Raw genomic sequence first — 12185 nt, 5'->3', positions numbered from 1 at the left:
CTGACACAGCGCAATCGCGAGCAAGCCCGCTCCCACAATTAATGGGGTCAGCCGCGCGTCCGCGCCGTGATCCACGTTTGGCTATAAGCCAGCACCTGAGCCGCCATCGCCACCGGAAAGTGAATAAACCCATGCGCAGACTCCGGCAACAGGTGCGCTTGCACCTGCGCAACGGCGCCCCATCGCTCGGCGATCAGCAGCGTGTCATCCTTGAGCGGGTCCAACTCGCCGACAAACATCAGTGCCGGCGGCAGCCCGGTAAAGTCGCCATACAACGGTGACAACGGCGGCTGGCGACGCGCTTCATCGGTCAACCCTGGCGTCAGCAGGCGCAGCGCCTCGACCATGCCGGGGCCATCCAGCAACAACGTGTGCGGCCCGGCTGCGCGTACGCTTGGCGTACCGCTCAAGTCGTAAACACCGTAATACAACACCGCGCCGCGGACCCGTTTGAGCAAGTCCGGCCATTGCTTGAGCGCCAGCAACGTCGCCGCCGCCAAGTGCCCGCCGGCCGACTCACCGACGACGATCACCGGCAGGCCGGCAAACTCATCGCTACCGAGCAGCCAACGTGCGGCAGCCAGGCAGTCTTCCATCAGCCCTTCAACCGGCGTGTTAACCGCTAGCCGATAATCCACCGACACCACCGCCACGTCGCACGCGTGGAGCATGCCGAGGTTGAGGTCATCGTCCATCTGCGCATTGCCGATCACCCAACCGCCGCCGTGAATGTCGAGCACCACGCCTTTGGCCTTGCCCTGCGGCCGCAGAATGCGCACCGGCACTTGAACGCCGCCCACACCGACCCGGCGGGTTTGCACAGCAGGCGCCTTTTTGAGCGTTTGGCTGGCCCGCAACAGCGCCTGAATCAAGCGTGGCGTGACGCGGTTGCGGATTTTAAAGCGCGGCAACCACGCGAGTTTTTTATTGAATTGCCGCATCTGCGCCAGTTCTGGCTCACTGGCAGGCCACCGTGTGTAAGCCATCAGCGGTTATTGCGCAGGATCGAGAAATTCAACGCCGCCGCCACACACAGCCACGCCAGGTAGGGGAACAGAATCAACCCGGTAATCAGGTCCAGGCGCACGGCCAGCACCACCATGGCCGCGACGGTGAGCCACAGCAGCAAAATAATCACCATGCCGGCGAGCACGTGATGCGCGCCAAAAAACACCGGTGTCCACAGCGTGTTCAAGGCGATTTGCGCCGCCCACAAGGCCATTACCGTTTGGCTGCCCGGGATCAGGCTCAAGCGGTAGCCGGCCCACGCGAGCAGCAGGTAGATGATCGACCAGGCGACCGGGAACAACCAATTAGGCGGCGTAAAGCTCGGTTTGATCAGCGCTTCATACCAGGCGCCGGGCTTGAAGATGACGCCGGTGCTGGCGGCGGCGGCGCAGGCGAGCAGGAAGATAAAGAAGGTCATGGCGGGTCCTTGGCGGTTCGTTTGAAGCTTGGACGTGCAACAGGCAGGCAAAAGTTCACAGAAACCGTCGACGATTAATCCGGCTGCACAATCCTCAGCCACGGCCAGCGTGCCTGATAGCTGCGCGCCTTCTGATCAAACAACGCAGGCTCGCGGTGGTTGGGGTTGATGCGCAGCACGCCCTGCTCCACATCGTCCAAACCAAACGGCGCGTAAACCTCGCCCGTCGCAATCTCCAGCCCGATGCACGTACCGGCCACCAAATAACGGTCAACCCCCTGTTTAGCCGAGTGCAGTTGCGCGTAGGGCCGACCAAAACGCTCAGCGTACCAAAGGTGAACGCGCGCCTGATTCTTGACCTCAACATTCACGCCCAAGTCCTGAAACAGCCGGTCGGCCGCGCGGATCACCGTGTCTTCCGCCTCCCAGGACAGGTCGGTGTCGAAGTAAAAAACGTCGTAGTCCTTTACGCCCTGAGCAGCGGGAAGATTCGATTGATGGTTCCACACCGCCTGGAACAGACAGCCCGCCGTCAGCATGCACTGGTCCACACCGAGGTCCGGCAGACGCGCAATAATTTCAGCGTTGACGGGGTTGGCCATGGCCAGTTCAAGCAGGGTTTTGACGGTCAATGTCATTGGCGGTCCTTCGGTACTGTGGCAAGCAGGCTTGCTCTGCAGAGCGGGCTTGCTGTGGCAAACGGGCTTACTGTGGCATGCAGGCTTACTGTGGCGAGCGGGCTTGCTCGCGTTGGGCTGCGCAGCAGCCCCAAAACCAGCACACACCATGCACCAGAAAAACCAGACCCCACAAGCCCCGTGCATTAAGCACACAGCACCTTGCTCCATTGCCTACGCGTACGTCAGAATCCGCCGACTTGTGCACCAAGGTGCCCGTCTCTAAGGTTGCTCGGTCGCTGAATCTCTCAGTGATCGGGTTTAGTAGCCTACGGTTTAACCTAACACGTGCATAAGTCTCATCTTTCAGACGTTCCTGTCTGTGCTCGATGGTGGCTGTGCGCAGGGCGCCCTCGGGCGCGCCGGTTTTGTTAGGTTCCACCGGTCTACTAACCTGCGTTCAGCTACCACCCTTTCGTTTAGTAGCGATGAGGTTGTGGCCCAAGCAAGGAACTTGACAATGGTTAATATCAACCCGGATTCAACCACGCTCTACACCGTCGCTGCCGACGCCAGCACCGAAACCCTGATCACCAACAGCTACGAAACCTTCACCTCAGTCAGCACCTTGCTGCTCGCCCTGTCCGAAGACCTGTGCGGCAAACACCGCGACATCGCGCTGGCCATCCACCAACTGAGCGAACTGGGCGTGCTCCTCACGGCCAAACTCCTCGACCGCGAAGCGCCCTGCCCTGGCTAACGCCCCGTCAACTCAACGCCGCGTCGTCGCACAGCATCTGCAACGGCACGGCAATGAGCCGTTCTCAATTAACCCCAGGGTAGCTGTCCACGTATTGAATCTTGAAGTCCGGGTAGGAATCGACAATCTGGACCTTGTAGTCGGGGTAGCTATCAACGATTTTCCATTTGCCGACCGAGTCGGGGTAGCTATCCACCTGTTTCACTTTAAGGTCGGGGTATTGGTTTACCACTTTGACCTTGTAGTCCGGATAGCTATCAACAAACTGGATCTTGCCGTAGATCTTCGAGACATCCACGTTGGTATCGGCAGAAGCGCAGAACGCGCAGCTCAGCAGCAGTGACGCGACAGCAACTTTAAACATGAAAGCTTCATCCTGAAATGTAGGGCGCGCAGTATGCCGACGCGCCACAAACGGTACGAGGAGCTGCAAGCCAATTAACACTCGAACTCAGTCGATTACAAAACCACAGCGCGGCTGTTTGCTTTGGACCACAACATGTACACACCATCAATCAACTCTTGAGCCAGAGCTTGTTGCTGATCTGGATCACGAAGAACATTGAGGTCCACGCCTTTCGGATTTTTAAAGTTTAGATCCTGCGACGGGTAGCGCCAGAAAAACTCATCCACCTCACCGTCACCCCTTGGCAGCTGACTGGTCAGAGTCATCAACGCTTCAACGGCGCCTTCGCGCTCATCATCGAGGGGGTGATAACCGAAATAAAGACAGTGGTCCAACTCGATATAGGCATATCCCGGCACCATGCCTAGAGGGTAATACAAACCGAAGTGCCGATTGCTTTTTGACTTAGTGTAGTAGTTGCGGATGGTGTCAATATCCGCAGTATCATCAGGTGCCGGCATCTGCGGATAGGTTTTCAACTGATACTCCCGCATGCGCTCCCAGAGCTCTGCCTGCAGCTCCACCTGCACTTCTTTGTAAGCACGATTAATGTCGGCTACGAGCAGGAGATTGTCACCTTCCTTCAGCTTTTTCTTCAACTCTTCCATGTATTTCCCGCCCTGATCAGTGGATGTCAGCCTTTGCAGCAATTCAATATATTGGAAAATAGACTCGCGTAACCCTGCGTTGCGGGCCACTAAAGGCAAGCATCGTTCCAGCCATCGGATGACATCGGTTTCATAGCTGATGAGACTGACGTCAAGCTCCTTTTTGCTGTGCTCCGCCGGCTCCGAACCGTCCAATGTCAGGTACAAGATCCAAGTCTCCCGGTAGCCTTCACGCTTGACGAGTTGATCGTAACGATAGAGCTGCTCATAGGCATCGCGTGCGTAGATCTTATTTTCGATGACGATGGCCTGGCCTTGCCGGTTGCGGACGAACACATCGATACTTTTGTATTCGGCGTGCACGGTCGCGGTGTTAACGTCAAATCCTTCGACCTTCATCACTTCAAGAAACGTACGTAATAAATCCACGCCACAGCCGTGTGAGCCATGGGGATCAAGTAGATGAGAGAGGAAACGGGAATGTAAATAGACTTCGTCGCTACTGGTTCGCAGTACCGAAAAAAGGTTGAAGCCAGGCTCCCGGTGATACTTGGCCCGCAGAATTGCCGTGCAGGGAAGCAGATCGCTCATTTATACATCCTTGTTAACGATACGGTTTTGATAGAGGCCGACACTGTGCAGCGGCCATGAGAATAAGCAAGTGAAGCAGGCTCAACACTCGGACATTCCCGTTGATATGAACGAGCTTGCAGCAAGAAGTCTTCGCTCCCGTCAGCAGCCTGCTCGACATGCCTGTCAAACACCGCGACATCGCGTTGGCCATCCACCAACTGAGCGAACTGGGCGTGCTCCTCACGGCCAAACTCCTCGACCGCGAAGCGCCCTGCCCTGGCTAACGTTTAGCCCTTTAGCTCGCCGGCGCGGTTACTCGCCGCGTCGTCATACGCCACATACAACGACTCGGCGATTTGGCTTTTAATGGCTTTGGCCGATTCCAGCCCCAACACGAAACCTTCGGCTTTGCCGCCAGCGCGGTTGAGTTCTTCGTGGGTGGCCGCGCCGGTGATAGCGTCGAGCAGTTTAGTGGCGTGAGGGCCAACGCCTTTGGGAAGCGAGATTTGGTCGATGGTCATGGCAGTACCTTAAAAGATAGAAGTCGGTAGCGCGTGAACCACTGCCGGGGATGGCATGGTAGCCCTGTTGGCAAAGAAAGGGGCCGCTTTCGCGCTGACAGCGAGTCACCAAAGTGTCTTCGTCCCGTCGCGACGGGGTGCCTTGGTTCAAAATCATCGGCACGCTGTTAATCTAAGGCGTTTGCGCACTCGGGGAGCCCCTATGAAATTAACCAAACGCGACAACGCCCGCCTCGAACGCCGCCTTGTCGCCACCCTCACCGAGGCCTGCGAAACCGCCAAAGGCGACATTCCAGGGTTCATCTGGCTGACACATACCGTCGACTACGCAGCCTTCGCCAACAGCCTTCGCGTGACATGGGTGTTCGACACGCGGGCCAATAAGGACCAGGCCTTGGCCGGCGGAGCAGGCGAACGGATGCGTGAGCTGACCGCCGCTGCGCTGCACGACACCGACGCGCCGCCCGTGCCCTTGGAGCGCTGCGTGCAGTTCGATTGCGAAGAAGATTGCAGCGCCCAGCACGGCGGCGATTGGCGCGCGCGCCTGGCCCGCCGGTAAAGCAGCGACTCGCCCGCTAGGTCGTTTAAATCAGCTGTTCACACAGGAAGGGGGTGCTGACGAGTTTGGAAGTGGGGTGAAAGGCGAATAAACGCGTGGCAACCAGCAAGTAAGCGACTTCCTCGGACGACATGAACGCCATGCCTCCCAGAATTTCGAAGGCGCGCGTGCTAATACGGTTCACGGCCGCCTGTATGGAAAACCTTGTTGCCTGTGCACGCGCCAAGTCACTGCGCAAAAATCGGTTTTCGTCAATCGAGCCGGCCAAACCGCGCAGTGCCATCGTGGCGCCTTGCAGGTCAATCAGCAGCGCCGCTCGGTCATCAAGCGAGCCTTTATTGGCTGACAAGGCCCGTGACGCCAGCGCCGAGGCCATGCCCAGGTAAGACGCCGACGCCAGCAGTTGAAACCAGATCGCCAACAAGTGGTTCCCCGTGCCCTGCTGCGCGTCATCCAGTTGATCATCGACGGCAGCGCTGAAACACATCATGGCGTCGGGAACCATCAAGTTATTGAAGGTCACTTCGTGGCTGTCTGCCGCCAGCAAGTGCGGCACAGACCAGAACGGCGTGCGCTCGATACTGGCGTCGCCCGCAAAACCTACGCCAATACCCACATGGGTCTCACCCTCCGGGTCAAGGTAGTTGACGCCAAACGTGATCACGTCAAAGTTATGCGTCATCGTGCAAGGTTTCTTGCTGCCATTAACCAAGTAACCGCCCGCGATTTTCTCGACGGCCATCGTCGATTCCAGAATAGGTGCATGCGCACGCCCTTCGGAAAACCCGGAAGCCACCAATAAGTTGTCGCGTGCGACCAGGCCTAACAACCCCTGAATGTCCGGAAAGAACCGCGCAGCCGCCATCATCCCGGCGACGGTGTGGTGATGCATGGTCATCATTAACGCCAGCGAAGGGCAATGCGCACCGACCCACGTGTGCAGTTGCGCCAGTTTCAGCGCACTGATACCCGCTCCGCCCAATTCCTTTGCGACGGCCAGGCCGGGCAGGCCAACCGATCGGAACATGTCGGCCAATCGTTTCGGCTCGCCGCGCTCAAGATCAAGCAACGAGGCCGCTTCGAGAAAGTCGACCATACGCGGCATCAGTTCGAACGCGGTGTTTCTTTCGTCGTGTAAGTACATGGTAATAAGCGTCTTCATTCATAAGTGTGAGCGTCAGCCAGCACATTGATAATTTCATTATCACGTGGCGTCGGTGCGCGCTTTATAACGGCTGATCTTTTTTACCGTTAACCTGCGCACAGTGGCCGTTCAGTTTCGACAGCGGTGACAGCATAAAAAAATCCGCTGAGTTGTAATCACGGTCCCACGCGGGATGGCCACAGACCCACGCGCCCCTGCGCAAAAGCCCCTTTAACAAAGGCGGGATGACGGGCACATACGCGGCGTCAAAGGCGTGAATGGGAAAGGGGTCATATGGCGTCACGCGAAACTCGGCGGGCGCACAATGTTTTGAGGTAAAAGCGTGATACAGGGCTGTGGCATTCTGGCCCCCGTCCGATGCACTGACACTGGAGCAACTGATCAGGTATTCACAGCGTTCACGCTGGATATACCTCGCCAGGCCGCCCCACAAGAGCCTGAGGACGCTGCCACTGCGGTAATCTTGATGAATGCAAGCATGGCCCAGTTCGATAACAGAGCTGCGTACAGGACCCAGGCCACTCATGTCGAACTCTTGTTCGGCATAATAGCGCCCCATGCGGTGGGCCGCTGTTGGGCTCATGACGCGATACGTGCCCACCACGCATGACGTTTTAGTATCGCGAACAATTATGTGATCGCAGTAGTCATCGAACTCATCCGCATTAATGCCGCCCGCATTGGCCACTGCCGACATCTCGAACACTTGATTAAATACTGTAAACCGTAGTTGTTGAGCTTCGCGTACCTCTTGCGCAGTCGTGGCAAGGCTGACTACCAACGTCACTTGCTGCATACGTCTTCCCTTCAGTACTTAGATTAACTGTCCACTTAATAAGCGGATATTAATCGGCACCCTGGAAACGACCCTATCGGCAAAATCCGAAGCCCTTGCTGATTTCTCCGTGCGTGTTTGGTCTCATTCGGAACTGGCAGTGTCATGCGGCTTGAATCAACGCCCAGCACACCGCCCGCTGCGCATACAGTCACTGCGTTAAAACAGGGTGCATTAATGCTCACACCTATCGCGCGTTCCGACGTGTCGTTACTGCACTACCCCGGCTGCATGGTGTGTGAAGTCGCCTTGGCGATTGAGCAACTGGCGGATCATTACCCCGTGCGCGTTTACACGCCTGCCGCGGCCGCGCACCAGAGCTCCCAAGGTTTGAAGATAGAGGCGCGCGGCCACTACGCCGCGCTCGCCAGCGTGACGGTTATATCGAACGGCCTGAATACCCGCCGTGCTAACGCTCGACGATAGCTCCGCGGCTATTTGGCAAACGCGTACTCCCCGCCCTGCTCCACCGCCTTGCGATAAGCCGGCCGCGCCTGGAACCGCTGCACCCACGCCGCCAGGTTCGGGTAGGCCTGCAATTTGCCTTGCGCCTTGGCGATCTCGCCGATAAAGCTCATTTGTACGTCGGCGCCGCTCAGTTCGTCACCCAGCAAATACGCGGTGTCCGCCAGCACGTCGTTCAGGTAGCCGAGGTAATTGGCCACTTCCGACTCAATACGCGGGTGCAACGGCGTGCCCGCGTCACCCAGGCGGCCGACGTAGAGGTTAAGCATCAGCGGCAGCATGGCCGAACCTTCGGCGAAGTGCAGCCATTGCACGTATTGGTCGTAGGTGGCGGTGGCAGGGTCGGGTTGCAGGCGACCCTGGCCGTGGCGGCGGATCAGGTAGTCAATAATCGCGGCGGATTCGATCAGCACGAGCGCGCCGTCTTCAATCACCGGCGATTTACCCAACGGGTTGATGGCCTTGAGTTCGGGTGGCGCAAGGTTGGTTTTCGGGTCGCGCTCGTAGCGCTTGATTGCGTATGGCAAGCCGAGTTCTTCAAGCAGCCAGAGGATGCGTTGCGAGCGAGAGTTGTTGAGGTGGTGGACAGTGATCATAAAGGCTCCGCTGAACTAGAGTGGGTGTATAGCAAACAGACTACGCGACCCCCGTGGAGTGCCGTGAATCCAGGCGACCCATTGCCCTGACTCAAACATAGTCATACGATGACTGATCACAACCATAAAAATAAAGGATCACTCGTGAGTAAACCCCTTCTCATGGCCGCCGCTGTCGTGTGCGGCCTCAGTGTGCACGCGAACGCCGCCACTTTTGCGTATATCTCCAGCCCCGGCGACGGCCTGATTTCCCACTATCGCCTGGACGAAAGCAACGGCGCACTGAGCCTGATCGATCAGGTGAATGCCGGCGATCAGGTCAACCCGATGGCCCTCAGCCCCGACGGTAAAACCTTGTTTGCGGCGTTGCGGGTCAAGCCGTTTCAGGTTCAAGGGTACAGCGTCGACCCCACGACTGGGCGGTTGACCGCGCAGTCCAAGGCGCCGTTGGCGGAAAGCATGGCGTATCTTGCGACTGACCGCGCCGGGCGTTACCTGCTCGCCGCCTCTTACGGTGCCGACACCCTGAGCGTGCAAGCGATCGACGCGGCTGGAAAACCCTCCGGCACCCTTCAGACCTACAAGACCGGCCCCCATGCGCACTCGCTGCGCACCGACCCGAGCAATCGCTTTGCCTACGCGGGCAACTTGGGCGCGGACCATGTGCTGCAATACCGTTTTGATGCCAACACGGGCGCGTTAACGCCGATTGGCAGCGGCTATGTGAGTGTTCCGGCCAATACCGGGCCGCGGCACCTGGCCTTTTCTGCGGACGGCAAATACCTCTACGTGGTGGGTGAAATGAGCGGCACCGTCAGCGCATTTTCCATCGATGGCAGCACCGGCGCACTGACCCAAACAGGCATGGCGAACGGCATTCCCGAGCGTTTGAAATTGGCCCATGGCGAAGTGCGTGACGCGCGCAACAATGACCTCAAGGACGACCCGACGCCGCGTATTTGGGCAGCAGACCTGCGCATGTCGCCGAACGGCAAGCTGCTACTGATGAGCGAGCGCACCAGCAGTTCGGTGTCGGTGTTTGCGGTGGACACCGCCACGGGTGGCATAAAGTTTGTCGATAACTACCCGGTCGCAGAGCAGCAGCCGCGCAATATCGCCTTTTCACCGAATGGCCACTGGTTGCTGGTGACCGGTGAAAAAAGCGAGAAAGTCGGCACCTACGCGGTCAGCGACACAGGTGCCTTGAAGCGTGTGGGCGAAGCGCCATCGGGCAAAGGTGCGCTGTGGATTGAGATCCTGCACACCTCAGCGCAATAGCCCTCAGCCCAACCTGAAGCGCGCGGTATTGTCACTCAACGCCTGGCTGCCCTTGCTCAGGGTGTCTGCCGCGCGGTTGACGGCTCGCGCGCCATCGAGCAAACGCCCGGCGGCCTGATCAACTTGTTGGATGTTGCCGCTGACCTCGTCGGCGGTGGCCGCCTGTTCTTCTACTGCCGTCGCGATCTGCGCCAGGGTGTCGGTGACGTTTTGCACCGCGCCGGCGATCTCGCCCAGCCGCGTGCCGAGCCCGGTGACCGACTCCGCATCGGTCAGCGCCTGTTCGCAGGCGGCACCCATCAGCGTCACCGCTTGGCTGACCGTCGCGCGCAGGCTGTCGACCGTGCCGGCGATCTGCGCCGTCGACGCCTGGGTGCGTTGCGACAGGCTGCGAACCTCGTCCGCCACCACCGCAAAACCACGGCCCTGCTCGCCTGCGCGTGCAGCCTCGATGGCCGCGTTGAGCGCCAGCAAGTTAGTTTGTTCGGCGATGCCGCGAATGGTGTCGACCACCGATTGAATCTGTTGCCCTTGCTGGCTGACTTGCTCCAACGCGTTGGCGGTGTCGGTCAGGCGCTGGTTGAGTTGCTGGATGCTGGCCGTGGTGCGCTGGCTGTCGCGGCTGCTGTCTTCGGCAATGCGCCGGGTTTGCTGGGCGCTGCCAGCCGCTTGTTCGCAGCTTCTGGCGACGCCCATCGAGGTGGCCGCCAGTTGCGTGGCGGCGGCGGCGATCTGGCTGATTTGTGACTGTTGGTCTTCGACCTCTGTAAGGGTGCTGCCGGACTGCGAATTCAGCGTGAGCACGGCCGAGCCGAGCAGTTGGGTCTCGTGATTAACCCCGAGCAGGCTGGTGCGCAATTGCACCACCGCGACGTTGAGCGCGGTGCTGATGGCGGCCAGTTCGTCACGGCCTTCCACCGCCACTTCGACGCACAGGTTGCCGTCGCGCAGGGACTCGGCGAGCGTGGTAATGCCGCTGGCGCTGCGGTGAATAGCAGCTTGCAGGCACATAAACAGGTACAGCGCCGCCAATGCCAACAGGCTGAAGGTCGCCACCACCGGGATGAAGTGCCGGAACGACAGGTCGCGGTAGTAACTCAAGCGCTGATCCATCGAATTCAGCGATTGGTTGCGCAACGTACCTAACGCGCCAAGCATGCTGTCGACACTGCGGTCGAAGCCCGCCATGTCAAGCTTGATGGTGCCGCCAAAAACGCCGTCGTCCAACAGCTTGAGTTGGTTATCGAGCAATTGCAGGCTGCTGTCGTATTGCGCCGTCCACGGTTCGAGCCCCTCATATTGCTTGGCTTTGAGCGAGGCGGCGGCCTTGACCAATTGGTCGCGTGCATCGCCAATGCGGCTGCGCAGGTCACGCATCTGCAAGCGGCTTTGCAAGGTGAACTGCCCCGAAGCGATGGACGACTCGCCAACACTTGCCATACGACCAACGCGCTCGATCAGGTCCGGCGTCTGCTGGGTGGAAATTTGCATCAGCGTGTAGGTTTCCAGCCAAGGATCGAGGATCAGGCCAGTGTCGAGAGCAATCTGCTCGCGCAGCGCTTGCACGGCGGCCAGGGCGGCGGTGAAGCGGTCGTAACCATCCGGCCACCAGCCCACAGTGCGCAGGGCTTGTGAGTCCATGCCCTTGACGGTCGCCTGCAACGCCTCGAAACGCGTCAAGGTGTCGGCGCTGGCATGCTCGGCTTTGAGCGAGTCGCCCAGCGCTTGCAGGCTCTTCAGGATGACCGGGCTGCCGGCATCGACCTTATCCATCGCCGCCTGAACCGCAGGCGTTTGGGTGTGCAGGATGTCCACCGCTTTCCAGCGCGCCGCCAGGTTACGCTGGGCCGTCAATTGCCCATCCAGAGCCTCCATGGCCAATAGCTGGCTGACGCCAGACTTCTCGCTGGAAATCACCGCTAATTTTTCGCGATAGTCCTGGCCGATCATCCACAGGCTGCCCACCAGAGGCAGCATGAACATGATGAACAGAATCTGGAATTTGCGCGCAAAACCGAAACGCCCGAGCAGGCGGATACCGGGTGATAAAAGACTGTGCATGGCCGACTAACCCCTAAAACAACCCACACGGTGCACCGGCGGGCGAAGCCTTGATATAACTAACGGCAAAATGCCATGTCATTGATTAGCTTGGCTCTAGCAAGATACGGGCCGCTGGTGAAGAAGCCGTAAATAGGCGGTGCGCCGATGAAACAACCCGGTAGCGCGCGCTAAAATGGGGCGAAAGCACTCAGCGTGAAGCGTAGAAATGTAACCCGATTTTACATCGGCACAGGCGTCAGGCTGATACTCGTCGCAAAGTCAGCGTTCGGCAAGTTCTGACGCGAGGATTCTTCGGCTGAAGGGTGTCATTCG

General features: G+C 58.9%; 14 protein-coding genes and 1 pseudogene. 5 read left to right on the top strand and 10 right to left on the bottom strand.

Annotation, left to right across the window (positions count from 1 at the left end; all coding sequences use genetic code 11):
- Nucleotides 1-47 precede the first annotated feature (47 nt).
- The 3 genes from AO240_RS07555 to AO240_RS07545 form a co-directional block, all read right to left on the bottom strand.
- A complete protein-coding gene (locus AO240_RS07555) occupies nucleotides 48-986 on the bottom strand; it encodes an alpha/beta hydrolase fold domain-containing protein (protein ID WP_099235892.1) in 939 nt (312 codons plus the stop codon).
- Nucleotides 986-1426: a TspO/MBR family protein gene (locus AO240_RS07550; protein WP_099235890.1), complete on the bottom strand. Its 441-nt coding sequence runs from the start codon at nucleotides 1424-1426 to the stop codon at nucleotides 986-988. Before AO240_RS07550 ends, AO240_RS07555 begins: the two co-directional genes overlap by 1 nt.
- Nucleotides 1427-1500: 74 nt before the next feature.
- Entirely contained in the window at nucleotides 1501-2064 is a 564-nt protein-coding gene (locus AO240_RS07545) for a nucleotidyltransferase family protein (protein WP_099235888.1), read from the bottom strand.
- Nucleotides 2065-2563: 499 nt separating this feature from the next.
- On the opposite strand from AO240_RS07545, the gene AO240_RS07540 reads away from it, so the two are divergent.
- On the top strand, nucleotides 2564-2803 hold the full coding sequence (locus AO240_RS07540) for a DUF6124 family protein (RefSeq protein ID WP_099235886.1): 240 nt from the start codon (nucleotides 2564-2566) through the stop codon (nucleotides 2801-2803).
- Nucleotides 2804-2867: 64 nt separating this feature from the next.
- On the opposite strand, the gene AO240_RS07535 is transcribed toward AO240_RS07540, so the two are convergent.
- Both AO240_RS07535 and AO240_RS07530 read right to left on the bottom strand, forming a co-directional pair.
- On the bottom strand, nucleotides 2868-3167 hold the full coding sequence (locus AO240_RS07535) for a hypothetical protein (RefSeq protein ID WP_099235884.1): 300 nt from the start codon (nucleotides 3165-3167) through the stop codon (nucleotides 2868-2870).
- 95 nt (nucleotides 3168-3262) lie between these two features.
- Nucleotides 3263-4408, bottom strand: coding sequence for a PD-(D/E)XK nuclease family protein (locus AO240_RS07530; RefSeq protein ID WP_099235882.1), 1146 nt, complete (start codon nucleotides 4406-4408; stop codon nucleotides 3263-3265).
- Between the two features lie 125 nt (nucleotides 4409-4533).
- On the opposite strand from AO240_RS07530, the pseudogene AO240_RS28530 reads away from it, so the two are divergent.
- Nucleotides 4534-4674 (top strand): annotated as a pseudogene (locus AO240_RS28530) (DUF6124 family protein); the annotation flags it as partial.
- 3 nt (nucleotides 4675-4677) lie between these two features.
- Here the strand turns inward: AO240_RS28530 and AO240_RS07525 are convergent.
- Nucleotides 4678-4911 carry a hypothetical protein gene (locus AO240_RS07525; RefSeq protein ID WP_099235880.1) on the bottom strand — a complete coding sequence of 78 codons (234 nt, stop codon included), beginning with the start codon at nucleotides 4909-4911 and terminating at the stop codon, nucleotides 4678-4680.
- 202 nt (nucleotides 4912-5113) lie between these two features.
- On the opposite strand from AO240_RS07525, the gene AO240_RS07520 reads away from it, so the two are divergent.
- Nucleotides 5114-5470: a hypothetical protein gene (locus tag AO240_RS07520; protein WP_099235879.1), complete on the top strand. Its 357-nt coding sequence runs from the start codon at nucleotides 5114-5116 to the stop codon at nucleotides 5468-5470.
- 25 nt (nucleotides 5471-5495) lie between these two features.
- Here the strand turns inward: AO240_RS07520 and AO240_RS07515 are convergent, their stop codons facing one another.
- Nucleotides 5496-6614 (bottom strand): acyl-CoA dehydrogenase family protein, encoded by a 1119-nt coding sequence (locus AO240_RS07515; protein ID WP_099235877.1) that lies wholly within the window; start codon nucleotides 6612-6614, stop codon nucleotides 5496-5498.
- 82 nt (nucleotides 6615-6696) lie between these two features.
- On the bottom strand, nucleotides 6697-7431 hold the full coding sequence (locus AO240_RS07510; RefSeq protein WP_099235875.1) for a GNAT family N-acetyltransferase: 735 nt from the start codon (nucleotides 7429-7431) through the stop codon (nucleotides 6697-6699).
- A 216-nt stretch (nucleotides 7432-7647) separates the two neighbouring features.
- Here AO240_RS07510 and AO240_RS07505 point away from each other — a divergent pair, with 216 nt between their 5' ends.
- Nucleotides 7648-7896 carry a hypothetical protein gene (locus AO240_RS07505; protein ID WP_099235873.1) on the top strand — a complete coding sequence of 83 codons (249 nt, stop codon included), beginning with the start codon at nucleotides 7648-7650 and terminating at the stop codon, nucleotides 7894-7896.
- Between the two features lie 8 nt (nucleotides 7897-7904).
- Here the strand turns inward: AO240_RS07505 and AO240_RS07500 are convergent, their stop codons facing one another.
- On the bottom strand, nucleotides 7905-8531 hold the full coding sequence (locus tag AO240_RS07500; RefSeq protein WP_099235872.1) for a glutathione S-transferase family protein: 627 nt from the start codon (nucleotides 8529-8531) through the stop codon (nucleotides 7905-7907).
- 108 nt (nucleotides 8532-8639) lie between these two features.
- On the opposite strand from AO240_RS07500, the gene AO240_RS07495 reads away from it, so the two are divergent.
- A complete protein-coding gene (locus tag AO240_RS07495) occupies nucleotides 8640-9809 on the top strand; it encodes a lactonase family protein (protein WP_099235870.1) in 1170 nt (389 codons plus the stop codon).
- A 3-nt stretch (nucleotides 9810-9812) separates the two neighbouring features.
- On the opposite strand, the gene AO240_RS29265 is transcribed toward AO240_RS07495, so the two are convergent.
- Nucleotides 9813-10505, bottom strand: coding sequence for a methyl-accepting chemotaxis protein (locus AO240_RS29265; protein ID WP_371918605.1), 693 nt, complete (start codon nucleotides 10503-10505; stop codon nucleotides 9813-9815).
- Nucleotides 10506-12185: the final 1680 nt, after the last annotated feature.

Origin of the sequence: Pseudomonas sp. ICMP 460 (assembly GCF_002723595.1) — a bacterium.
In the GTDB taxonomy this organism is placed as follows: domain Bacteria; phylum Pseudomonadota; class Gammaproteobacteria; order Pseudomonadales; family Pseudomonadaceae; genus Aquipseudomonas; species Aquipseudomonas kitaguniensis.
The sequence above is the reverse complement of the archived record's forward strand: the minus strand, read 5'-3'. Positions and strand labels throughout refer to the sequence as shown.